The following is a 22,898-nucleotide window of genomic DNA, read 5'->3' on the forward strand; positions in this document are numbered from 1 at the left end:
AGCATATAAGTTTAATGTAGATAGAGAAGCAAAGTGGAATAGAAACCATACAGTAAAGACATTCAGGAGGATGACATTACTATGCTTAAAACGAAAATTATTTGTACTATGGGACCTGCCTGTGACTCCATTGATTTGTTAAAAGAAATGATCCAGGCTGGTATGACGGTAGCTCGCTTAAACATGGCTCATGGGGAGCTGGAGGATCATGTTAAACGTATTGAAAATGTAAGACAGGCAGCGAAGGAAATGAATACCTGTATCCCTGTCATGATGGATATTAAAGGACCGGAAATACGGATTGGCAAGCTGAAAGAGGCATCTGTTCTACTGAAGCCAGGCAGCCAGCTCATTCTGACCACGGAAGAGATTTTGGGGGACGAGCATCGTATTTCGGTGAATTACCCAGATATGCCGAAGGATATCAAAACAGGTGACCGCATTCTCATCGACGACGGTTTGGTTGATTTGACTGTAACCTCCATCGAAGGAACCGAGATGATTTGTAATATCGTAAGCGGCGGTATTTTGAAGCCGAGAAAAGGTGTGAATCTGCCAGGGATTCATACAACTCTTCCAGGCGTAACAGAGCGCGACGTGAAGCACATTCAATTTGGGGTGGAGCAGCGTATCGAGCTTATTGCGGCTTCTTTTGTGCGTAAAGGCGACGACATCCGTGAAATCCGTGAGATTTTGAAGGGACATCATGCCGAGCATGTACAGATTTATTCCAAAATTGAAAATGCCGAAGGCATGGAAAACCTGGATGATATCATCGAAGCTTCGGACGGTATTATGGTAGCTCGTGGCGACCTGGGCGTGGAAGTGCCGATTCAAGACGTGCCTGTGATGCAAAAAGAAATGATCGACAAGTGTAATCTGGTCGGTAAGCCCGTTATTGTCGCTACTCACATGTTGGAGTCCATGCAGGTGAACCCGCGTCCGACGAGAGCTGAAGTTAGTGACGTGTTCAATGCCGTTATGCAGGGAGCTGACGTAGTGATGCTGTCGGGCGAATCTGCTGCAGGTAAATACCCTGTTGAATCCGTACGGACCATGGCTGCGGTAGCTGCCAGTGCAGAATCCCAATTGGATTACCAGGAGCAGTTCGATAAGCGCAGAGCACGCCAAAGCACCAACATTACTGAAGTCATTAGTCAGGGTGCGGTGAGTTCGTCTCTGGAGCTGGATGCCAAAGCGATTATTACCTCGACTGCCAGTGGATTCACGGCTCGTATGGTGTCCAAATATCGTCCGAAGGCACCGATCATTGCGGTTACTCCGAATAACACAGTATTCGCTAAAATTTGCCTCTTGTCCGGTGTATTCCCGATTAAAGGGGATAAGGTAGCCACAACGGATGAAATGTTCGAATCTTCCATCCGTAACGCGCTGAATGCAGGCTATATCCAAAAAGGAGATACTGTAGTCCTGTCAGCAGGTGTTCCTGTAGCTGAGGCGGGCACTACCAATCTGATTCGGGTATATCAAGCGTAAGTTACATCAAATACAGAAAAGGCGCTGATCCTCTATGGGTTCAGCGCCTTTTTGATGTTCGGTCGTGTCCTAGGCTTATAGCCCGAACACACTTTTGGCAACGACTTGTGTCAGTTCTGCCTTATGGGCTTGGTATTGCTCTAGGGTAATGCTCTTATTGGCCAGTCGTTGATCCAACTGCTCCGTCAACTGAGCTACCTGTAGATCAACGATAGCCTGAGCATCCTGATTATGGGTTTGTGCAATATCAGCCAAGGTTTGACCATTATATAACGCATCATATAATTGCTCATCAGAGGATATACCCAGTGTTTTCAACAAGTCATCATCCTTGGAAGCTTCATTGTCCTGTACATGAAGGGCTCTCTCTGGAGCCAGTGCAGCAGCATTAGTCCGACTTCCCCAAGTGGATGACTGCCCAATAGATAACGCCAGCAACAGTGTGCAGATGACCAACATTCGTTTTCGATTCATAAGTGTAAATCTCCTTTTGTGTTTCATTAAATTTCTGACGGGGTGGAACGGTATATGGATATCCAACGGGAGTGATGTTTATGCCTTTAGCCCATCCGGCCTATGTAGTTACCAGATTCTTAAATACATCATACACGCCCAATCTTAGCGCCAGCTTAATACTCGTTTAAAATAAACTAAAAGAGAAGATTGTAAACAGGTAGCGCTAAAAAAATTCGCAGATGACAAAAAGAGGATATGAAAAAAACCTCCTTCACAAAAGTGAAAGAGGTTTTAGACAACTACATCAAATTACAATTTAGGGTTTTGCCCATACTTATTGTCGCCAGGCTGACTGTCTAGACATGTGAATACAAGCAGCACAATGCTCCCAAAAGGAACCAAAGCGATCAGAATCCACCACCCGGTTTTGCCCGTGTCGTGTAGTCTGCGGAAAAGAACTGCCAGAGACGGTAACAAAACAGCCAAGCCATAGATAAATGACAATACGAAAGGAAGTCCTAAGAGGAAATCCAACAAGTATAATACCAGGCCAGCTATCGCATTGAACAAAGTAAACATCCAGTATTCTGTACGTCTTGCTCTACCTTGGAATCCTACATAGTTTTGCAGCACTTTTAAATACCATTGCATAAATTTTCACCTCCTCATAAAATGTAAATATTTGTATTACAATTATCATAAAACAGTTATTTTTAAATATATCGGCAGGTAACACATAGGATTTTACTTGTCAAATTATAACTTTAAACTAGGAATTAAAGCAACACATTTATTAATGTTAATAATTAAATGAATTATTTATAAAAATATAAAATTACATATTGAATTTTCTATACCCATTGAATAATATAGAGATACGATTACCATCTGGTTTGAATCGTCCTTCTTAATAGAAGGAGGTTTTATTTTTCGAATTATTTGAAAGCGCTTTAATACAAAGGAGGAGATGATCAACATTTAATTTGAGAGTGAGGAAGTTAATACAAACATAATCCTGACCGTCTTATTCATTATTGTTTTATGTTATCAGGAATGTTCAAAACGAGAGGAGATTGATTTATGAAGCAATTATTTGTTCGTAAAGTAACGGCCGCTTCTCTGGCAGGTGCGCTGTTGTTGCCTGCTTCTCTGGTGGGCGCCGAGTCAACACTCAATTCAGATACAGCTGGGATTCAAAGTGTGGAGCAAACTTCCCTTCAAGCTCAAGGTCTGGAAAATGTTTTAAGCCAAAGTAAAAAGGCCGTCTCCTTCAAGGAGACTTCCGTACATGATCCATCCATCCTGAAAGTGAAAGACACATTTTACATTTTTGGCTCACATCTGGCGGCTGCCAAGTCCAAGGACCTTATGAATTGGGATACAATTGCGACAGGTGTGGCAAATGGTAATGCATTGATTCCCAACGTCAAAGAGGAATTAAAGGAAGCGCTGGATTGGGCGCAGACAGACACGCTGTGGGCAGCGGATGTTATTCAACTGGCGGATGGCAAGTTCTATATGTACTATAACGCTTGTAAAGGCGACTCCCCGCGTTCAGCGATGGGCCTAGCGGTTGCTGATAAAATTGAAGGACCTTATAAGAATAAAGGGATTTTTCTGAAATCGGGCATGTGGGGGCAACCGAGTGAAGATGGGACGATCTATGATGCAACCAAGCATCCCAATGCCGTAGACCCTGACACTTTCTATGATAAGAACGGCAAGCTGTGGATGGTATATGGCTCCTATTCCGGAGGCATTTTCATTTTGCAGATGGATGAAAAAACAGGGAAGCCTCTGCCAGGCCAAAGCTACGGGAAAAAGCTGACGGGCGGTAACCATGCTCGTATGGAGGGGCCGTACATACAATACAGTCCACAAACGGACTACTATTACTTGTTCCTGTCCTATGGCGGATTGTCAGCGGATGGCGGATACAACCTGCGTGTGGCTCGGTCCAAAACACCGGATGGCCCTTTCTACGATGCTGAGGGCAACGACATGATCAAGGTTAAAGCGAATCCTGATAAACCTCTTTTTGATGACGCTTCCATTGAGCCATATGGTGTCAAGTTAATAGGTAATTACTTGATTCCAAGAGAAATTGGCGATCCGGGAACAGGGCTGGGTATGGGCTATGTGTCGCCTGGACACAACTCGGCTTATTATGATCCCAAGACGAAAAAGCATTTTGTCATTTTTCACTCCCGTTTTCCGGGGAGAGGCGAGCAGTTTGAAGTGCGTGTACATGAAATGTTCATGAACGCCGACGGTTGGCCTGTAGTTGCTCCTTATCGCTATACAGGAGATGAGGATTCACTGAAAAAGCTGTCAGAGAAGGATGTCATCGGTCAATACTCGTATGTAGATCACGGGAAGGAAATTTCGGCCAATATTAAGCAAGCCGTTACCGTCAGTCTGGATCGCGGTGGCAAACTGTCTGGCGGAGTGAACGGTACATGGAAGCTGGGGGCAGACAATCAGCTGGAAATTACAGCAGATGGTGCGAAATACAAAGGGGTATTCCTGCGGCACCGGGATCCAGACACGGGAGCCAAGACGCTTGCTTTTACCGCATTGTCCTCCAAGGGTGTTGCGGTATGGGGTTCGCTAAAGCCTGACCTGAAGGCCAGCAAGATTGTAGCTGCGGTGCAGAAGGATTTGAGTCTAGGCGATACGAGCAACGTTTTTTATGATCTCACGTTACCTACTCAAGCTGCACAAGATACTACTATTTCGTGGGAATCTTCCCGTCCCGAGATTATTTCTGTCACTGGTGAAGTGTACCGTCCAGAAGCCGGTTCTCAGCCTGCAGCAGTTACATTGACAGCGACTATTAAAAAGGACAAAGCTACTGCAAAGAAAAGCTTTACAGCCATTGTTCCTGAACAGGCTCAGGGTCCTCAACTCGCACGTTACTCGTGGAGTGAGGATCAAGGAACCTCGGTTGTCGACAGCACATACAACCAACTCGACGGTAAGACCTATGGCGGTGCCACATGGGACAAAGACGGGAAGCTTGGCGGTGCTCTTAGCCTGAACGGCAAAGATGGTTACGTGCAGCTGCCCAATACGGTAACCGATGCGAAGGACTTTACCTTTTCCGCTTGGGTGAACTGGAAGGGCGGAGCAGCTTGGCAACGGATTTTTGACTTCGGCAACGGCCAGGCTCGCCATATGTTCCTCACCCCTTCCCAAGGAAGCGGTGTACTCCAGTTTACAATCCATGAAGGTACGGATCAGAGCTTGCTTTCCAAATCATCATTACCGCTAAACCAGTGGACCCATGTGGCGGTTACACTGGAGGGGAATACAGGGAAGCTGTATGTAAATGGTGAAGAAGTAGCTGTAAATGACGGTATTACCTTTAACCCCAATGAGTTGCTGACGAACGAGGCGTATCTCGGTAAAAGCCGCTTTGTTGCCGATGCCTACTTTAACGGTAGCCTGGATGAGGTACAGTTATATAACAAAGCGCTGACAGCAGAGGAAATTAAAGCACTGGCGGATTTGTAATTAAAATGAGCAAATAAAGCAGAAGATGAACTTTTTCTCAAGAAGTTCATCTTCTGCGCAACGTTGTGTATATTTATTTCTTGATTACTGGTATAATAGGAGGTAATTGCGGATATAATGTTTTAAGTAGGCGTTGATGATTCACTCTTGTCTGATGAAGACAGGTTGAAGCAGCAATAGATGACATGAGCACTCTGCATAAATTAAATTCTCCAGTGCTTGCGTTTTCAATACACTTATGGTAATATGAGTATATTGAAATTGTGACCTGAGATTCACATATTGTAGAGGGTTATTGTTTTAGGTTGAAATAACCTTGTGCAATATGTGAATTTTTATTTGTAAAAAATAAAGGTCATATAAATATATTTTGGAGGTAATTCCATGCAAACAGGTACAGTTAAATGGTTTAACGCAGAAAAAGGTTTCGGTTTCATCGAAGTTGAAGGTGGAAGCGATGTATTCGTACACTTCTCCGCAATCCAAGGCGAAGGTTTCAAATCTTTGGACGAAGGCCAACGCGTAGAATTCAACGTAGTTGAAGGAAACCGTGGACCACAAGCTGAGAACGTTGTAAAACTGTAATTTTAAATTACAGCCTACTTCAGATGCCCCGAACATAGCGTTTGGGGCATTTGTTTTTATCTGTTCACAAGACCGTTTTTGAACTGATTACATCTTATCGCTTTATAAATCATGAAGAAAGAGGGATGTTTATGTACAATTCACGGAAAAAGCCAATGGATGAGATTCCTGAGGAAATAACAACAGTTTGGAATTGCGCCAGTGATACATGCAACGGCTGGATGCGGGATAACTTCGCTTTTTCTGTCGAGCCGACATGCCCCATTTGCGGTTCTGCCATGGTGAAGGGCGAGAAAAAGCTGGCTGTTTTGAATAATACGAGCTTTAATCATACCAAACAATCCTAAGCGGATACATGTTTGTAGTGAAAGATGCCCCATAGCCATAACGGCGCTGAGGCGTCTTTTTTGTTTTTCTGAAAACAGGCTTTCAATTAGGGTGTAAAGAGGATGGGGATAGTATGCTCAGTAAGGTGGAATTAAATTCAGGTAGTGCTTCATAAAATACACCGTGACCACTTCGTTCGAAAGGAATAAGCCTGGAACCGGCAATTCCTTTTTGAGTTTGGATCGCTAGGGGGAAGGGGCAGACCCGATCCAGCTTGCCGTGCAGAATCCACGTAGGCACGTGTATACATGGCAAATCGGGCCGTAAATCAGAGTCACGCAGTGAATACAAAGTACAAGCCATGCTATGAACCGACGCTGCGAAGCCCTGATCACGTAACCAGTCACGTAAACTCTGGCTGACAGGATTGGCGAATAACATTTCGCCAAATGATGTTACCAGTTGCGGGCGATCTGTATAGGCTTGTTTGATGAGTTTATCTACCTCAGCGACAGGAGTACCGTAAGGAAAGTCGCTGGTAGGGGTAAACCGAGGCGTGGCAGCTCCGATCAAAATCAGCTGGTCAACACCCCATCCCCGGTGCCTACTCATGTAGCGCGTAACAATAGCTCCCCCCATGGAAAAGCCGATCAGTCGTATATGGCTTAATTGAAGGGCCTGTATAACAGCCAGGAGATCGTCTGCCAGTCGATCATAATGGTAGCCATGCCATGGTCGATCAGACTTCCCGAACCCCCTAAGATCTACTTGAATACAGCGGTATCCGTAAGCAGGCAACAGGGCAACCTGGTATTCGTACATTCGATGGTCCAGCGGCCAGCCGTGCACCATCAGAACAGGGATGCCTTCTCCTATATCTTCTACATACAGCTTAACGCCACGTTCCACTTCAATATAATATCCCATGATGCTCCCCCCCTTTAAAAATCACGAAATTTTGTTCTCTCTCACATATATGTAGCCAGGGCTTAGCTCATTCGAAAAAGGGGTTAGCTCGTCGCTATGTAGGTATAAAATTAGTAAAATATGTATGTCATCCTGCATGGGGATAGGATATACTTATGGAATGAAACAGCATTGGGAGAGTGGAACAATGACACCATCAAAAACATTAAAATGGATTACGGGCGGATTGGAGCTATTTTTTGCTATTCCTGTTTTAGGCGGGCTGCTCGTCATAAATTCTGCGTATACTGTATTGTTCTTTATGTTGATTTTCCACATTGTTACGTTGGTGCTATCGGTGACTAATAAAGAGGCTTATTATGGATCTATTTTAGGGATCGTGACCTCAGTTGTTGGGTGGATTCCATTTGTGGGCTGGTTAATGCACTTGCTCTCAGGCATATTTTTGATGATTACCGCAGCCCAACAGCCGCGAGATCACTATCGTAATCGCAATCCCTACGATGATTATCGCTACTAGGGTCAATATCGCGCCGAAATGATGAAAGATCCTGTGGAACAGGATCTTTTTTAGTTATGAAATCTTCCCATGATTATGGTGTTGTAGTAATGACCATCTGAGAGAATCTTGTCGTTTTTTAATAACCCTTCGATTTCAAACCCATGCTTTTTATAAAGCTCAATAGCTTTATTATTGGTTTCCAAAACTTGTAGAGTCATTTTCTGGATACCGTTGGAGTCTGCCCAGGAAATAGATTTTTTCAAAAGATTCGTACCGATTCCATAACCCCAGAAATCCTTTAGTACACACACACCGAATTCAACTTTATGAGCGAATCGACGCAGAAGATGACCTTCACATCTTGAAAATCCAACGACTTTATCATGAACGACCGCAACTAAAAATAGATTTTTGGCATGCTCTGTATCGGCTTTAATAAGCTGTTCAAAACCGGATGTACTTATGAATGCTTCTCCCTTCTCTCTGTCTAAATTTTCAGTCTCTCCATCAATTAGCACGCGGATTTCCGACAAGTTCATCGCATCCTGAATCATAGCCGATCTGATGGTATAGCTTACTCCTTGTACATTAAATTCCTGTTTATTTATTTTCATTACATACTCCCTTTACCTGAATCAGGATAAAAAATGTGATCTCTGGTTTATGTTAGTTTACCACATATTGTATGTAATGCATGAAAAATAAGCCTGTCCTCTTCTGTTGTATCGCAGTAGAGGACAGGCTTATTCATTCTCGATCCGTACAGGGAAGCCGGATGGAGATTTTATTATTATGGAGTGGCTGTATCAGATTAACAAATGGTTTTTACGAATATGACTTATCGAGCTACAGCTTTTGGAAAACAGAAGCTGTAGCTATTCTTGCTTAGCAGAGGCTTTAGCTGTATTTGTTTTGGCGGGAGCCTTGGCCGCCGCATCTGTTTTAGCAGGAGCTTTACCTGTTTCTCCTTTAGCCCCGTCTACTGGTGGCTTAGAGGGCTTAACGCCATTCACCATATCGGTAATCATTTGCTTCAGGTTGGAAACACGTTGATTATATTCGCTTGCGGTAATCTTGCCGTTTTGTTTTTCCGTAGCGAGTTTTGACTTCATATCCGAAACCATCACATCAATCACGGAGTTTACGCTCACGCCTTGTGCTTTGGCGATCGTAGCAAGGGATTTACCGGCTTTCAGCTGTGTATCCAACTGACTGGAGGACAATTTTAATAGTTTCAGGAGAGCCTTTTTCTCAGCATAGTTTCCTCCTGCGATTTGTGGACCGTTAGCATCGCCGGGGTTTCCCTTAGGTGCCTGTGCTTTGTTTGCAGTGGAAGCCTTATCAGGTGTAGTTGAAGCAGCATGGGCTGCGCTTGTGGAGTACAGCGCTCCGCCTCCTAAAAATGCCAACGCCAACGTTCCGGCCAAAATTGCTTTCTTGGTGCTCTTCATCTTCATTTTCCACCTTTCGGTTATGGTTTGTTTGGTACGTGATACATCATAAGGGATTAACTTGAATGCTATCTGAGCGCAAGCTGAGCATTTACTGAATGAAATTTGGATGGCAGGACTAACTAACATTTTAACGAATTGTACTTGTATTAAGTGTATTAAGTGATATAATACACTACAGGCACGATAGATACAGCCTAATTAGGGGGAAACACCCATGGAAGAACAACGGGTTGGCTCGTTCCGATTTTTAATTGACTTTAGCCAGCCATTATATGAACAAATATTAAATCAAGTACGAAGCTCCATTGCTAAAGGGGAGATCGAAATGGGAAGCAAAATGCCATCTGTTCGTGATCTGGCGCAGGAATTGCGTATGAATCCGAATACTGTGATGCGGGCGTATCAGGAGTTGGAGCGGGACGGATTGACTGAGAAGCGGCGCGGCCTGGGTACGTATGTAACTTCGTCCAGTGAACGGATTGCCAGCTTTCGCGAACAATTGGCTATGACGTATATAGACCAGTTTCTCGGACAGATGAGCAGCCTGGGATTATCCTGGGAAGATGTACAGCATTATATAGAAAGCCGACAGGACGAAGATCACGAGGAAGGAGGCAAAAAGGCATGACAGAGTCTGTGGTAACCGCAAAGAAGCTGATAAAGCAATATGGAAATAAAAAAGCATTAGACCAACTGGATGTCGTCATTCCGACAGGACGTATTGTAGGTGTGCTTGGGCCCAATGGATGCGGGAAGTCCAGCTTCTTTCGAGCCATCACGGGGTTGATTCAGCCGGACGGGGGCGAGCTTCAGGTGCTGGGCCAACAGCCAGGCTGGGAAACCAACCGGAATATATCCTATCTTCCTGACCGGGCACGCTGGTATCCCAATCATACAGTTCAGCAGACGCTGGAATGGGGGAAGTCCTTTTTGCCTGGCTTCAATATAAAGGATGCCTATAAACTTGCTGACCATATGGATGTGGAATTGGAGCTAAAGATGGCCGGGTTGAGTCGCGGACAGGAGGCACGTGTGCTGCTGATTCTGTGCCTGGCACGAGAAGTACCGCTTATGATCCTGGATGAACCTTTTGTAGGCATAGATGTTCTCTCTAGAGAAGCGATCGTAGCTGGGATTATTGATTATTTGGAGGATCGGCAACAATCCATACTCATTAGCACACATGATATTCAGGAAGTGGAAGGCTTGTTTGATTACACGGTCATGATGGACCGCGGGCGAGTAATATGGTCTGGTGAATCGGATGATCTGCGTGCAGAGCATGGCTCGCTGAATCAGGTGTTCCGCAATTTGTACAAAAGGGAGTGGAAGGCGTGAATTCATCCGGGCTGTTCAAAGATTTAATACGCCATGAATTTCGGAATAAAGGAAGTTGGAGAAAGCAAAGCCGTAATCGACTGCCCAGATCGTGGAGACTTGTATATTTCTCACTATTTCTAATTGCGGCGTTCGCGATTTCCTTGTACTTCGCTCTTCACAACCAACTCGAATTGACAAGGCTGTGGTATGTCACCCTGGGCCTGCCGTACATGATCGTTTTTATGGGTGTGGGAACACTCAGAAGAGAATGGGAAAATGATACCTACGGCTGGTGGCTGACCCTTCCTTATCCGCGTATGTGGTTGATTAGCGCCAAATGGATTGCTGCTATTTTACAAACCATTGTCGTGATATTGATCCTGTTTGTGGTAGGTTCTCTATACGCGCTGTTTATCTCATCGACCATACAGGCTTATACGTTTGCGGATGCAGCGTCTTTTATGATAGTCGGCTTGAACTGGTTTGTGATGATTATTGGTTTTACTCCGTTGGTTATTGCGGTGGGTCTGCTGACGGCTAGTACCAAATACAGCACTTTGCGGCCACTTAGCCCGATTCTGTGGATTCTTTTGATGGGTGGAGGGAGTATCTTTTATTGGTCAGGCGATCAGCGGATTTATGAGCAGTTTGATCGTGTCCAAAACGGACATTGGTTTCCTTTTACCTGGCATTTCCCGGTTGCGGTGTTGATTAGTTGGGTTGCTGCATATGCATTGATTCGCTTGAACGCTTATTTGCTGGAGAAAAAGCTGTCGATTTAACTTTGGATAAATGACTATATATTAGAAAGGAATTTCACCATGACGACAATCTTTATTTATGCGTTGATGGCTGTTCTGGTGGGGCTAATGATCTGGTTGAGAACCAAGAGACGAAGGGGCCCGGTAAAAGGAAATGGATTCCGGATTTTGCTTCCCATGTTTATTGCTTTCCCAGCTATGATGATATCGGTATATCAATTGATGCATATTCCTGGTCAAACGTACGCGCTCCCCGCCTTTTGGGAACTGTTGGTTGCTGGGTTATTAGGGGCTCTGTTTGGCTACGTTATTTTGCTGCATACGGCCTATGAAAGACGGGATGACGGTCTCATCTATCCCAAGCCGAACCAATATTTTAAATATATTATTATCGCTATTATTTTGATTCGCGTTGTTCTGACCCAATACCTCAGTAGTCTGGGTACGACCGAAATTAGCATGCTGGCTATTACGATGGCGCTGGTATATATCTCAATCTGGCGAATTGGGAGCTTTATCAAGTTCCGGAGAACGTTGTCCGTATAACAATATTAATGAGGTTAATAGCGGCTTTCTATTCAAAAAGCGTCTATTCGCTTGGTGATAGGAGCCGTTTTTTTGAGCTAACTTTATTAGTGCATGTTATTCATAATAAAATTATGGAGAGTATCATACATTGTTATTGCTTTCCATATCCTTTATTCTAAGGTTTGTGGTTTGCGTGGCAACAGTCATAAGTATAAAAATTCAAAGGAGGGTTATTAAGGTTTCAAATGATTTAAATGGGGTTTAAAGTTAGATAGGGGGGAATGTTTATACTTCCGCGGTTAACTGCAACTATATTGGTTACATAAAATTTCATTTCATACTCTATTTTACAGGTTGAGAGGGGCTTACATTCATGAAAAAACATACGGTTACTGCTGCGCTTGCTGGCTTGCTTGTTCTGTCTTCTGCTGTACCGGCTTTAGCAGCCGACGTAAAACCTGCCACGGGTATTCAGGTTTGGGTAGATGGCAAGAAGGAGGCTTACAAAATTGCGCCTATCGTGAGAAACAAGCAGGTGTTGATCCCCCTGAGACAGTTGGCCACCAGTTTAGGAATTCCACTGGACGCCAAGCATATTACATTCAATACGGCGCGTCAAAGTACGACGATTCGTTATGATCAAGCGACGGTTGTACTAGTATCCGGCAGTCCGGAAGCACAAATCAACGGGATTAAGGTACCACTGTCCACCTCGACCATCTTGACCAAGCAAGGGGTAACCTATGTGCCGGTCGATGTCGTCAAAGAAGCGTGGGGCAAGCAAGTGATTTGGGATCCGGCCAGCCAAACCTTGCAAATCGGGGTGAGTAATAAGGATAAGGTTGTAGAGATTCTGAAAAGCTTTGAAACGGGTAATACGAAAGCAGCTGAGGCTTGGATCAGCAAAGATCAGTACATTCAGCATAATCCGAGCTTTGCTAGCGGGAGAGATGCCTTTTTGCAAGGGATTAGCCAATCGAAGGGAGCCAACGTACTGGTTGAAGTCCAACGGGTTATTCAGGACGGCAATGATGTAGCAGTACATTATAAAAAGTCTATTGCAGGGAAAACGAGTATTGGTTTTGATATTTTCCGCTTCGATAGCAATGGTAAAATTGTTGAGCATTGGGACAACATGCAGGACTCAGCTCCAACCAATCCAAGTGGACATACCATGATTGACGGAACAACACAAATCACGGATCTCAACCAAACCGAGACGAACAAAACGCTGATCCGCAAGTTTGTAGATGATGTGCTGGTTGGCAAAAATCGTGCAGCATTGGAAAGCTATTATAGTGGGGATCAGTATATTCAGCATAATCCTCTTTTTGGTGATGGTGTATCCAGTCTGAAGCAAGCATTATCGGCAGCAGGTCAGGGAGCTTCTATTGGATATGATCAGGTGCATATGGTTCTTGGAGAAGGCAACTTCGTGCTGGTTGTAAGTGAATTGAAATCTCCTAAGGGGACTTCAGCCGCTGTCTATGATCTGTTCCGTGTAGAGAACGGCAAAATAGCCGAGCATTGGGATGTAGTTCAGGAGATTCCAGCTAAAACAGAGTGGAAAAATACGAACGGTAAATTTTAAAAAATGCACATATAGTGCGATCTGATTGGCACTGTCCAGACCGTCCGGTTCCTGTTAAAATGGTGCAAACATAGATCAGGGGGATGACGGTGAAAGACTTGAAGCAACGTGTGGGTTGCCTGCATGCGCATCACTCGAATATAGCTTATGTGGAACGGGCTTTTGCTTCTTATGAGGTGGAACTGGTACATTTTGTGGAACCGGGACTTATGCGCCGGGTCTCATCGGACCGGCACTTTTCTGCGGATGATGCCAGTCGCAAGGTAGAAGAGCAACTGAGTTGGATGTCTCAAAGCGATCTAGACGTTATTTTGATAACGTGCACGAATTATATTGCTTTGGCGGAGAAAGCTCTAGGGGCCGTGTCTACACCAATAGTCGCACTGGATGAACCCTTTTTTCATGAGATGTGCGATGATTTGCTGCCACGAACCTTGGTATTTACGAATCCAGCTACTGTAGAGGGCACGATGAAGCGTCTTTATCATACGGCCACTCTATTAGGCAAGCCGGAACTCTCTTCACTGATAGAGGTCAAGGTGGTGGAGAGCGCTTTTGAACTGATTATGCAGGGACGTAAAGATGAGTATGAGGAATTGCTGGTTCGCTCATTGCATGAGCTGAGGAATGCTGATCCAGGCAGAGAGCTGGCTGTCGCACAGTTATCCATGGTTGATGCTGCTTTGCAGGTGGAGCTGGAGACAGGGCGGACGATTGCCAATCCCTTACGGTCGTTGGCGAATTTAATTAAGGTTTTGTTAGGTTAAATAAGCACAGCTAAAAGAACTTCCAACCCATTTTTGGGACAGTGGAAGTTCTTTTTTTGGAGTGGGTGGGGCACCTTTGGCTGTTCATCAGAGATTCTGTTGGTCCTGGAAGATGAATGCTGCGCCTGCCGATTCTCTTTGAACAAGCGTAACGTATAACCGTTCATGCTCCACGTCTTCCCCGGCAATGATTTTGAGAACCTGTTCGGCGGCTACAGCGCCCCATTTTCGTTTGGAATAGTCAATCGTTGTCAGCCGGGGCTGAATATATTGCGCCAGCTCGATATTATCAAAGCCGACGATATGAACATCCTTGCCAATGGTAAGCTCTGACTGAGCCATTCGATTATAAAAGCCTACGGCCATTTCATCATTGAGACAAAATACGGCTACAGGCTCCGAATCCTGGTCAGCCTGCTGCTGTAAAATGATCTCAGCCGCATGCTCGCCGCCGGATTTCTCGAAATTGCCGCCTATTTCGACCATCTCGGCGACACCGCTGCGTTCAATGGTCTGCTTGACCGCCTGCATCCGCTGCCAGGAATCATAAGAACCTTCTGGTCCGGTCACAACATATAACTTGCGGTGTCCCAATTCCAATAGATGCTCTATTGCAAGCGCGGCACCTGCTTTGTTATCCAGCAGCACCTGATTAATGTTAGGATGATTCAGTTCACGGTCCAATACGACAATTTTATGTCCCCGCTCGGCGTAGTTCAGTAGCTCCTGACTATCAAACGTCTGATCCAGTACAATGGCTCCGTCAATCATGCGTTCTGGCAGCATTCGATGTGATTGCTTTCCGCTGCATACAATGAGGTCATAGCCCTTGCGGTTCAAAATTTCCTTGATGCCGTACAGCAAATCTCCATAAACATCTCCGCGAAAATCAGTCAGGAATACGCCAATAATTTTGGTTTGCCTTTTTTTGAGATTCCGTGCGGCGGCATTTGGCACATAGTTAAGCTCTTTGGCAATGGCCAAAATACGTGCGCAAGTCTCTTCTGTTACCTTATCGCTACCGTTCAAAGCATATGAAACGGTAGATATGGAAACGCCCGCCTGTTTGGCGATATCTTTAATGCTGACCACAGCGTCACCTCCTTGTGTCCGTCTTATATCTGCTATTGTATATTCATTATTAACCACATATCTATTCCAAATGTCGTAGTTCTACATGTAAGCAGCAAAGGGCGATCCCGCAAGATCGCCATCCCTTTGTTGCTTATACCTGATTTCGCTTATGCATCATTCGATTTTATAAAATAATCTCGAGGCGGTGTATACCATCATGTTCTGCTAACGCCTGCTCGAAAGTCTCGCGTTTGATGCGTAAGGCACCGGAACGATAGCGATTATCATTGGCTGGCTCACTTTCCAGAGGAACACCGTTCAATACTGTACGGCCTTGCTCACCGCTCGTATGCTCTTGCAGCATGCGGTAGACGAAGGTGATTGGCTTTCCTGCAAAGGAAAATTTAAATTCCAATCCGTCGAGATCGTCCGGCAGCACAGGGTCCAGGATCAGGTCCTCGCCTGACTGACGAATACCAAGGACATTGGATATGAGCTGATTCATGTAGATTCCCGGACCACTGGAATAGATTCTCCAGCCACCCTTGACGGGCACGGCTCCTTCCCGCAGTTCACCAAAACGTTCCTGTGCTTCATAGCGGGTGTTAAATTTACCGTCCGAGCTGCTGAAATACGCGTTGCTTTGGCGCCATTCGGCATTCGGTACGGTCGCACGGATGCCGACCGGATTGATGAGCTTCAGGCTATGCCAAGCGTCATCCTTGCGTCCTAATTTGGCCATAGCTTCCACAAAGCGGATATGAGCATGCACATATTGCAGCCCCACTTCACGTCCGAAGTTGGCCGCTTGCTCTGCGCGCTTGAAGTGCGAACTCACACCGCCGTCATATTGTGCAGGGCGGTTCATCAGACGCACACCATCCGGGCAGAGGAACTGCTCGCGGATGAGCTGCTCGTGAGCCAATGCTTGCTCAGGCGTGAGCAACTGGCTAATCATGCTGCGTGTCATCGGCAGCAAGCGGTAGTGGATTCCCGTCTCGGTGTCGGACGGATGGAGCATCAGCTTGGGTTGACCGGGCTCTTCCATATATACGAAGCCTGGAATAATTCCACTCTCCAGCATGTAGCGATTGAAGTCTTTACGGATGCCGTTCGCCATCTGATGTAGATCTTGTGCGATCTTATCAGCTTCGCTTACTACATCTGCAGGTGCTTGCTCCAACGCAGCAGCAAAATTACGAACCACTTGGTAGGTGAGGGCAACCGTCCAGCTGCTCGCCATGTATTGCTTCAGCTGCGCATTGGCTGGCTGGAGCGTGTCGTCCCAATCGCCATCGCCATAAGCCGATAAGTACGTGTCATGCAGGAAATTTTCCCGAATATATTCGATTTCCTTCAGGGCATGTTCCATAAGGGTCGCAGTCTGCTTGGTATATTCGAAAGTATGCCGATGAGTGTAAGGCACATTTTCTCCCAGAATACTGTAATCACGGGTAGCGGTCAAATAATCGCCCAGTACCTTGAGTGGCCAAACGATAATATCCCCATGGCTTTCTTCTTGCTGCACGTGAGTATAGTTGTCAAACATAAACCATTGCGGCCAGTTTCCGCTGTCTACATACTGATGGCTGAATACAGTTAGCAAAATGGAACGAACCTCATCAAACTTTTGCACCGCCGAAAAATATTCCACAGGCCCCTGACATACATCGCGTGTTCCCCAGGCTGCTCCGCCGTATTGCTCCAGACCGTGAGGCACAGAGTAGTGGACGAGCATATTGTGGGTGTACCACCAGGCCACTGCGTTCACACGGAATAGCTCGCTGGTTTCCTGCTGGCCAAGCGTCAGATGGAAGCCATTCATAAGCTCGGCAAAATATTCCCGGTAGCGCTCGCGCTCACCTTCAAAGGAGACGTGAAGCTCCTTGTGTGCTCGGTCCTTTCCGGTCGAGCGGCCATGCAGCCAGCCCTGTACAGTGCAGGTCCATTCGCTGCTGTCGCCCAGTTCCAAAACGACCAGCGATGCATCAGGAGAGGCCCCACCCTGTAGCATCGCTTGAGCATCGCTCACTTGCTGTAACGAAGCGCCTGCTACATGCATTCGGTACAAAAGATCCGGGTAAGCCTCGGCGCTTAGGGAAGCGGAATCAGCTCTAAAGAGCAGCTCGTCACCTTCGCGTTCCATATGAAACGGAAGCTCGTATTCGTTCACATGCATAGACATTTGCTGAGTGATCAGGAATGGGTAAGCTTTGCCGCTTGCCGAGCGCATGTGAAGCCGCACTTCTGGGCGATCGGCATTCGTATGGTTTGTAATAATGAATGTATCGTCAGCCGTTTTGTAATACCAGCGCACATAATTAAAGCCAATCTCGAACAGGGAAGGCATGGTGAGCAGGCGGTATTTTCCTTGAATTCCGACGTAGATACGTTGACCGGATGTCTTGGGAATATTGAGCGCATTACGCACGTTGGTGATCATTTTGTTGAAATTGGTATTACCGATCACGAGTTGGGAATTGAATACCCCGTACATATAGGAAGTGGTTGTAATGGTTTCTTCCTTACCTCCAGAGTAATGCCCACCCATTAAAATGTGTCCGTGAGGACGCTCTACACGAAGCTCTTTGGATTTGAGTACGACATGCTCATAGCTATCCGTGAAAAAGGAAAGTAGTGTATCGCCATCCCGTTCTTCTTCCTGGCGTTTCGGGAAAAGCTGATTCACTTCGGCATCGGTCAAGTCCAGTGTGCGCAGCGGTTCACCGATGGTTTGAGCTGGGGCCACACGCCCTGCCTGAAGATCACTTGCCGCGTGTGCTGGTATGCTGGTCTCAGAAGCGTCCGCTAGAACGGTAGCTACTTCATCGCGTGCTTTGGTTACCAGGTCCTGATACTCCAGCTTCGTCACTGCAGCCGGATGGCTCGGCTGGAACAGACCATAAAACGTAAAGCGAGCTTCCCCAGCGAGTTTTACCCGCTCAGATTGCAGCGCCGTATAAGCGAATTCGTATTGATACACTTCATTGGCGAGCGTGTCGCGGCGCAGTGCTTCCGGCTCATTCGTTTCCTTGTAAGAAAGTCCAAAGAACTGAAATCCGTCTGTCGAGTAACCAACAGTGCGGGTTAACGAGCCTTGTTGAATGTATGGGAATGCCTGACTTTGAGGCTGGTTTTGACGTGAGCAAACGGTATAGCCTCTTTGTTCATCATGATAGACAGTATGGTCAATATATTGAGACAAATAAGCTTCATTACTGCGCACAGCAGCGGTATCGGCAATGCCGATATCCTGACCGTACACAATATCTGCTTCAACATCATCGCCCTGTAGGGTTACATCCCAGAACCATACTCCCAGGCGGCTGAGTGTGAAGGTCACCTGATAGCCTACACCGGCAGTGAACCCTTCCCATATAATCTGCTGATCCGTTTGTCGGATTACGCCGGGCGAACGAACTCCCAGCAGAGGAGTGATGCTTACGCCGGAAGGACGATACAGTCTCAAGTACAGATTGTTCAGGGAACCATCGACTGAATTGGTCAACAGTTGGTTGATCATCGTTGAGCCGTGAGCGATCTTGTACACATCACCGCTGCTTAAGAAGGTAAAAGACAGGTCTCCGGCCCGCAGCAAAATATTTTGGTCTAGACTTGTATTCATCAAAGGGAACGCCTCACTTTCCTGTTTCTTTTACTAACCGAAAACGGCCTTCAGTAGTATCTCGGCTGTTAGGTCCTGTAAAGACGGCGAATTCACCGCTGTCACTGTCAAAGCTCAAATCTGCATGATGATAGCGCAGCTGAGGCTCGGTCACTGTAAACTCCACTTCCCGGCTTTCGCCTGGGGCAAGCAGGATTTTGCAGAAATCTTTCAGTTCCTTCATTGGGCGAACCGTATCACCGCTGATATCACGGACATAGAACTGAACGGTCTCCTCGACTGGACGTGTTCCTGTGTTCGTTACCTGCACTCTAACGGTCAGTTCTTGACCGGGAATTAGAGTATCGCCTGAAAGTTGTAAGCTGTCATAGGCTACATCGGTGTAGCTCAGGCCATAGCCGAACGGGAATAAAGGTTCGTTCGGTACGTCTAGATATTGAGACACGTAGCGTTCTGTTGTGTTCGGATCTAACTGCGGACGTCCAGTATTAAAATGATTGTAATACACTGGCACCTGTCCGACCGATTGCGGGAAGGACATCGTCAGACGACCCGTAGGTTCAGCATCACCGTATAACAAATCGGCAATTGCCGCGCCGCCTTCGCCACCAGGGAACCAGGCTTCCAGTACAGCGTCTGCTTCTTCGATGACACCGTGCAGATCCAATGGACGACCATTAAACAGTACGGCTACCATTGGCTTATTCAGTGTCTTCAGGCGCTTCACCAATTCCAATTGGGCCTGTGGCAGGCGAATATCCGAACGGCTGCCTGCTTCACCACTCATATCCGAGCGCTCACCAAGCGCTAATACGATGACCTCTGCTTGACTGGCAGCATGCAGAGCTTCTGCATATTGCTCCTCTGTTATGTCGTCTACAGAGCATCCTGCCGCTACCGTGAGCAGCGAGGAGGATATTTTCGATTGGAATCCATCAACAACACGAATGGCTTCCTCTTGTGAACCGCTCCATGACCAAGAGCCCAGAATATCGCCGCTCTCTGCAAAAGGACCGATCAATGCAATACGTTGATTGCGATTCAATGGAAGCACAGAATCATTTTTAAGCAGCACGCATGATTTAATGGCTAGTTCTTTGGCAACCGCACGATGGGCTTCGCAGAATACAACTTCACGTTCACGCTCAGGGTCTGCGCCGCGTAGCGGATTCTCGAACAAGCCCAGCTTTTGCTTGAGCTTCAATATACGCATCACTGCTTCATCAACGAGGGCTTCATCCAGCTGTCCGCTGCGAATCAGCTCAGGCAGGTGTCCATTATAGCAGGAGGTCATCATTTCAATATCTACGCCTGCCAGCAATGCTTTCTTTGCTGCCTCCCGCTCATCTTCGGCGATGCCATGAGGAATAAGCTCTTTGATCGCGGCCCAATCCGAAATGAGTACACCGTCAAATCCCCATTCATCACGAAGCAGATCACGCATCAGGCGCTTATTGCCCGTTGCCGCTACGCCTTCTACGGTATTGAAGGACGTCATCACCATTTCGCAGCCTTCATCTAAAGCAGCTTTGTAGGAGGGGAGATAATACTCTCGCAGCTGCCATGCGGATACATCTACGGTATTGTAATCTCGTCCGCCTTCACCGGCTCCATATGCAGCAAGGTGCTTCACGCATGCGGCTACCCGCTCGGTATCATTCGTCAGATCTTTACCCTGAAATCCGCGCACAAACGCACGGGCAAATTGACTGTTGAGATAAGGGTCTTCCCCAGTGGATTCCATTACACGACCCCAGCGGGGGTCACGTACCAGATCGACCATAGGAGCGAATGTGACGTGAACACCAGATACGGCTGCTTCCCGGGCAGCGATAGTAGCGCTCTCTTCTGCAAGTTCCATATCCCATGAGCAACCAATAGCCAGCGGGATCGGAAAAATCGTTTTGAAGCCGTGTACAATATCTGCCATAATTAAAAGCGGAATACCCAGACGATTTTTACTCAAATGAGCCTGCTGAACACGAATCGCTTCCTGAGCTCCTGCAAGGCCGAGCACGGAACCAACATTGTGAACCGTTTTCTCGGTAATGCCGAGAGAAGCCATAGGACCAGTAATTTGGCCCTCTGTACTCGCTTCTTCAAAAAAGCCACCCACAAGCTGTAGCAGTTGGTCAACTTTTTCTTCAAGCGTCATGTTTTGTAGATAGGAATTCAGGTGTTGTTCCATCATAATCCTCCATAAGCTGTATGGTTGGTAGAACAGCTCTCTTTTTCAGATTCATGAGATTTTTTGGATAAGTTGATTCAAAAAAGTGCTGAACAGGCTAATAGCTAGTATAGAAGCATAATATTCTGTTGTATTATTAATCGAAACGTTTCTATTATTGAACTCAGTTGGATTATATACGCTTTCAAATGGAGAGTCAAATGCAAAACGGAGGTCTTTTTATAGGATTAATAGCGTAATAAAGATAAAATAAATAAAAAAAGATGCGATTCTAAGTAAATAAAAAATAATATCCCTATTGAATACGGTTTCAATTTGTTCTATAATGACTATCGAAACGTTTCTATTGATGAGTATGGTCCTTAGGCTTTAAACATAATTGTTATAACGGTATGCTTTAACTGCTATGTATTTGCATGTATCAGAATTTTGCAAAACTCATGTACTTGAATCCGTTATTATATTGCATGATCGGTAAACAGATCATCTCGGGAGGAATTCGTATGATGAAAAGAACATTGGGGATCATTTTGGCAAGCACCTTATTACTGGGGGGGGCGTTGGCAGGCTGTTCATCCAAGGATGATTCGTCAGGCAAAGATGCAAATGGCAAGACGACCATCACCATGTGGGGCATGGGAGCGGAAGGAAAGCTGCTGCCTGAAATTGTAAAAGATTTTGAGAAAGAAAATCCGGATATCCACGTTGATGTACAGGCGTTGCCTTGGGATAACGCTCACGATAAGCTGCTGACAGCAGTTGCTTCAAAATCCGGTCCGGACGTGGTTCAGTTAGGTACATCATGGGTTCCCGAACTTGCGTCTGCGGGTGCACTAACAGACATCACACCTTATATCAGCAAATACCCTGAGCTTGAAGCGAAAAATTTCTTCGAGGGCGCTGTGGGTACGGCCCAATTTGAAGGTAAGCCAGTCGCTGTACCTTGGTACACTGAAACGAGAGTCTTATTCTATCGTTCGGACCTACTGAAACAAGTCGGATATAATGAAGCACCTAAAACGTGGGAGGAACTTTCCGATGCTGCTCAAAAGCTAGCGGCTCGGGGTAAAGGCAAATATGGTATCTCCTTTAGTGCAAAGGAGCAGTCCATGGGCTTTATGTTTGCTCTCCAGAACGGTTCCAAACTGGTTGACGAGCAGGGCAATCCGCTGTTCAACCAAACACCGTTTGTAGATGCTGTGAAGTATGTGAATACCTTTTTCCAAAATGGCTCTAACGCAGTGGATATTGGAATTGATTCCGTTCAAGGTTTGCAAGGCGAGGGTATCGTTCCAATGTTTATCAGCGGTCCTTTCATGATTAAAGAAATCAAGAGCAAGGCACCAGAATTGGAAGGTAAGTGGAATATAGCGGAGCTTCCTGGCAAAGTAAACAATCTGTCCGTTTTGGGTGGAGCCAACCTTTCAATTATGAAATTCAGCAAGCACCCAGAGGAGTCGGCCAAATTCCTGGCTTACATGAGCAAACCAGAAACACAGCTGAAATGGATGGATCTGTCCAGTAACTTGCCTGCGACTACTAAATCGTGGGAAGATGCCAAACTGAAGAGTGATCCGATGCTTCGGACGATTCGCAAACAGTTGGATCATTCCGCAGCATTGCCGCAACTGGCCGCATGGGAAGAGGTTTCTCAACAATTCATCAAGAGCTTCGAACGTATTTACCGCGGTCATGCCGATGTACAGAAGGAAATGGATGACTTTAATCAGCAGGCTGCAAGTATAATGAAAAAATAATGATCCATATCCGTCATTGTCAA

The 22,898-nt window shown here is 46.1% G+C and carries 20 protein-coding genes; 12 read left to right on the plus strand and 8 right to left on the minus strand.

The features are described 5' to 3' along the window. The first annotated feature begins 81 nt into the window (after window positions 1-81). The gene (gene pyk, locus KSP24_RS18965; protein WP_013368967.1) at window positions 82-1,497 is read left to right on the plus strand and encodes a pyruvate kinase; all 1,416 of its coding nucleotides are present in this window, start codon (window positions 82-84) and stop codon (window positions 1,495-1,497) included. A 75-nt stretch (window positions 1,498-1,572) separates the two neighbouring features. Here the strand turns inward: pyk and KSP24_RS18970 are convergent, their stop codons facing one another. Continuing rightward, complete coding sequence (locus tag KSP24_RS18970) at window positions 1,573-1,971, minus strand: hypothetical protein (protein WP_013368968.1); 399 nt, start codon at window positions 1,969-1,971, stop codon at window positions 1,573-1,575. Window positions 1,972-2,262: 291 nt separating this feature from the next. Then, window positions 2,263-2,604, minus strand: a complete 342-nt coding sequence (locus tag KSP24_RS18975) for a DUF805 domain-containing protein (protein ID WP_013368969.1) — start codon at window positions 2,602-2,604, stop codon at window positions 2,263-2,265. A gap of 429 nt (window positions 2,605-3,033) precedes the next feature. On the opposite strand from KSP24_RS18975, the gene abnB reads away from it, so the two are divergent. From abnB to KSP24_RS18990, 3 genes are all read left to right on the plus strand, one after another. Next, a complete protein-coding gene (gene abnB, locus KSP24_RS18980) occupies window positions 3,034-5,469 on the plus strand; it encodes an arabinan endo-1,5-alpha-L-arabinosidase AbnB (RefSeq protein WP_216976239.1) in 2,436 nt (811 codons plus the stop codon). A gap of 384 nt (window positions 5,470-5,853) precedes the next feature. Beyond that, window positions 5,854-6,054, plus strand: coding sequence for a cold-shock protein (locus tag KSP24_RS18985; RefSeq protein WP_007428290.1), 201 nt, complete (start codon window positions 5,854-5,856; stop codon window positions 6,052-6,054). Between the two features lie 131 nt (window positions 6,055-6,185). After that, window positions 6,186-6,401 (plus strand): cold-shock protein, encoded by a 216-nt coding sequence (locus KSP24_RS18990; RefSeq protein WP_013308357.1) that lies wholly within the window; start codon window positions 6,186-6,188, stop codon window positions 6,399-6,401. 82 nt (window positions 6,402-6,483) lie between these two features. On the opposite strand, the gene KSP24_RS18995 is transcribed toward KSP24_RS18990, so the two are convergent. Beyond that, window positions 6,484-7,308 carry an alpha/beta fold hydrolase gene (locus tag KSP24_RS18995; RefSeq protein WP_058711935.1) on the minus strand — a complete coding sequence of 275 codons (825 nt, stop codon included), beginning with the start codon at window positions 7,306-7,308 and terminating at the stop codon, window positions 6,484-6,486. A gap of 187 nt (window positions 7,309-7,495) precedes the next feature. On the opposite strand from KSP24_RS18995, the gene KSP24_RS19000 reads away from it, so the two are divergent. Next, a complete protein-coding gene (locus KSP24_RS19000) occupies window positions 7,496-7,828 on the plus strand; it encodes a hypothetical protein (RefSeq protein WP_025674377.1) in 333 nt (110 codons plus the stop codon). Window positions 7,829-7,878: 50 nt separating this feature from the next. Here the strand turns inward: KSP24_RS19000 and KSP24_RS19005 are convergent, their stop codons facing one another. Both KSP24_RS19005 and KSP24_RS19010 read right to left on the minus strand, forming a co-directional pair. Further along, the gene (locus tag KSP24_RS19005) at window positions 7,879-8,424 is read right to left on the minus strand and encodes a GNAT family N-acetyltransferase (RefSeq protein ID WP_216976241.1); all 546 of its coding nucleotides are present in this window, start codon (window positions 8,422-8,424) and stop codon (window positions 7,879-7,881) included. Window positions 8,425-8,685: 261 nt separating this feature from the next. Next, entirely contained in the window at window positions 8,686-9,261 is a 576-nt protein-coding gene (locus KSP24_RS19010; protein ID WP_129548564.1) for a hypothetical protein, read from the minus strand. Window positions 9,262-9,478: 217 nt separating this feature from the next. Between KSP24_RS19010 and KSP24_RS19015 the strand changes: the two genes are divergently transcribed. The 6 genes from KSP24_RS19015 (at window position 9,479) to KSP24_RS19040 (ending at window position 14,231) form a co-directional block, all read left to right on the plus strand. Continuing rightward, the gene (locus tag KSP24_RS19015; protein ID WP_064795640.1) at window positions 9,479-9,892 is read left to right on the plus strand and encodes a GntR family transcriptional regulator; all 414 of its coding nucleotides are present in this window, start codon (window positions 9,479-9,481) and stop codon (window positions 9,890-9,892) included. Continuing rightward, window positions 9,889-10,602: an ABC transporter ATP-binding protein gene (locus tag KSP24_RS19020; RefSeq protein WP_025674383.1), complete on the plus strand. Its 714-nt coding sequence runs from the start codon at window positions 9,889-9,891 to the stop codon at window positions 10,600-10,602. Before KSP24_RS19015 ends, KSP24_RS19020 begins: the two co-directional genes overlap by 4 nt. After that, the gene (locus KSP24_RS19025; protein ID WP_216976243.1) at window positions 10,599-11,366 is read left to right on the plus strand and encodes an ABC transporter permease subunit; all 768 of its coding nucleotides are present in this window, start codon (window positions 10,599-10,601) and stop codon (window positions 11,364-11,366) included. The genes KSP24_RS19020 and KSP24_RS19025 overlap by 4 nt, the downstream gene beginning before the upstream one ends. A gap of 39 nt (window positions 11,367-11,405) precedes the next feature. After that, a complete protein-coding gene (locus KSP24_RS19030) occupies window positions 11,406-11,891 on the plus strand; it encodes a CcdC protein domain-containing protein (protein WP_025674386.1) in 486 nt (161 codons plus the stop codon). Between the two features lie 355 nt (window positions 11,892-12,246). Beyond that, entirely contained in the window at window positions 12,247-13,464 is a 1,218-nt protein-coding gene (locus KSP24_RS19035; RefSeq protein WP_216976245.1) for a stalk domain-containing protein, read from the plus strand. Between the two features lie 83 nt (window positions 13,465-13,547). Next, window positions 13,548-14,231 carry a hypothetical protein gene (locus KSP24_RS19040; protein WP_216976246.1) on the plus strand — a complete coding sequence of 228 codons (684 nt, stop codon included), beginning with the start codon at window positions 13,548-13,550 and terminating at the stop codon, window positions 14,229-14,231. Between the two features lie 87 nt (window positions 14,232-14,318). Here KSP24_RS19040 and KSP24_RS19045 read toward each other — a convergent pair whose 3' ends face one another. From KSP24_RS19045 to bglX, 3 genes are all read right to left on the minus strand, one after another. Then, window positions 14,319-15,323, minus strand: coding sequence for a LacI family DNA-binding transcriptional regulator (locus KSP24_RS19045; protein WP_058711939.1), 1,005 nt, complete (start codon window positions 15,321-15,323; stop codon window positions 14,319-14,321). Between the two features lie 166 nt (window positions 15,324-15,489). Beyond that, the gene (locus KSP24_RS19050; RefSeq protein WP_216976249.1) at window positions 15,490-18,930 is read right to left on the minus strand and encodes a GH36-type glycosyl hydrolase domain-containing protein; all 3,441 of its coding nucleotides are present in this window, start codon (window positions 18,928-18,930) and stop codon (window positions 15,490-15,492) included. Window positions 18,931-18,943: 13 nt separating this feature from the next. Continuing rightward, a complete protein-coding gene (gene bglX / locus KSP24_RS19055; protein ID WP_216976251.1) occupies window positions 18,944-21,118 on the minus strand; it encodes a beta-glucosidase BglX in 2,175 nt (724 codons plus the stop codon). A gap of 503 nt (window positions 21,119-21,621) precedes the next feature. Here bglX and KSP24_RS19060 point away from each other — a divergent pair. Next, a complete protein-coding gene (locus KSP24_RS19060) occupies window positions 21,622-22,875 on the plus strand; it encodes a sugar ABC transporter substrate-binding protein (RefSeq protein ID WP_058831183.1) in 1,254 nt (417 codons plus the stop codon). The last annotated feature ends 23 nt before the right edge of the window (window positions 22,876-22,898 follow it).

The sequence above is a fragment of the Paenibacillus sp. AK121 genome (assembly GCF_019042715.1).
Classification (GTDB): domain Bacteria; phylum Bacillota; class Bacilli; order Paenibacillales; family Paenibacillaceae; genus Paenibacillus; species Paenibacillus polymyxa_C.

Bases quoted from the DNA above. Each gene is read 5' to 3' on its own strand.
- pyk (WP_013368967.1), top strand. From the start codon at position 82: ATGCTTAAAACGAAAATTATTTGTACTATGGGACCTGCCTGTGACTCC.
- KSP24_RS18970 (WP_013368968.1), bottom strand. From the start codon at position 1,971: ATGAATCGAAAACGAATGTTGGTCATCTGCACACTGTTGCTGGCGTTA.
- KSP24_RS18975 (WP_013368969.1), bottom strand. From the start codon at position 2,604: ATGCAATGGTATTTAAAAGTGCTGCAAAACTATGTAGGATTCCAAGGT.
- abnB (WP_216976239.1), top strand. From the start codon at position 3,034: ATGAAGCAATTATTTGTTCGTAAAGTAACGGCCGCTTCTCTGGCAGGT.
- KSP24_RS18985 (WP_007428290.1), top strand. From the start codon at position 5,854: ATGCAAACAGGTACAGTTAAATGGTTTAACGCAGAAAAAGGTTTCGGT.
- KSP24_RS18990 (WP_013308357.1), top strand. From the start codon at position 6,186: ATGTACAATTCACGGAAAAAGCCAATGGATGAGATTCCTGAGGAAATA.
- KSP24_RS18995 (WP_058711935.1), bottom strand. From the start codon at position 7,308: ATGGGATATTATATTGAAGTGGAACGTGGCGTTAAGCTGTATGTAGAA.
- KSP24_RS19000 (WP_025674377.1), top strand. From the start codon at position 7,496: ATGACACCATCAAAAACATTAAAATGGATTACGGGCGGATTGGAGCTA.
- KSP24_RS19005 (WP_216976241.1), bottom strand. From the start codon at position 8,424: ATGAAAATAAATAAACAGGAATTTAATGTACAAGGAGTAAGCTATACC.
- KSP24_RS19010 (WP_129548564.1), bottom strand. From the start codon at position 9,261: ATGAAGAGCACCAAGAAAGCAATTTTGGCCGGAACGTTGGCGTTGGCA.
- KSP24_RS19015 (WP_064795640.1), top strand. From the start codon at position 9,479: ATGGAAGAACAACGGGTTGGCTCGTTCCGATTTTTAATTGACTTTAGC.
- KSP24_RS19020 (WP_025674383.1), top strand. From the start codon at position 9,889: ATGACAGAGTCTGTGGTAACCGCAAAGAAGCTGATAAAGCAATATGGA.
- KSP24_RS19030 (WP_025674386.1), top strand. From the start codon at position 11,406: ATGACGACAATCTTTATTTATGCGTTGATGGCTGTTCTGGTGGGGCTA.
- KSP24_RS19035 (WP_216976245.1), top strand. From the start codon at position 12,247: ATGAAAAAACATACGGTTACTGCTGCGCTTGCTGGCTTGCTTGTTCTG.
- KSP24_RS19040 (WP_216976246.1), top strand. From the start codon at position 13,548: ATGACGGTGAAAGACTTGAAGCAACGTGTGGGTTGCCTGCATGCGCAT.
- KSP24_RS19050 (WP_216976249.1), bottom strand. From the start codon at position 18,930: ATGAATACAAGTCTAGACCAAAATATTTTGCTGCGGGCCGGAGACCTG.
- bglX (WP_216976251.1), bottom strand. From the start codon at position 21,118: ATGGAACAACACCTGAATTCCTATCTACAAAACATGACGCTTGAAGAA.
- KSP24_RS19060 (WP_058831183.1), top strand. From the start codon at position 21,622: ATGATGAAAAGAACATTGGGGATCATTTTGGCAAGCACCTTATTACTG.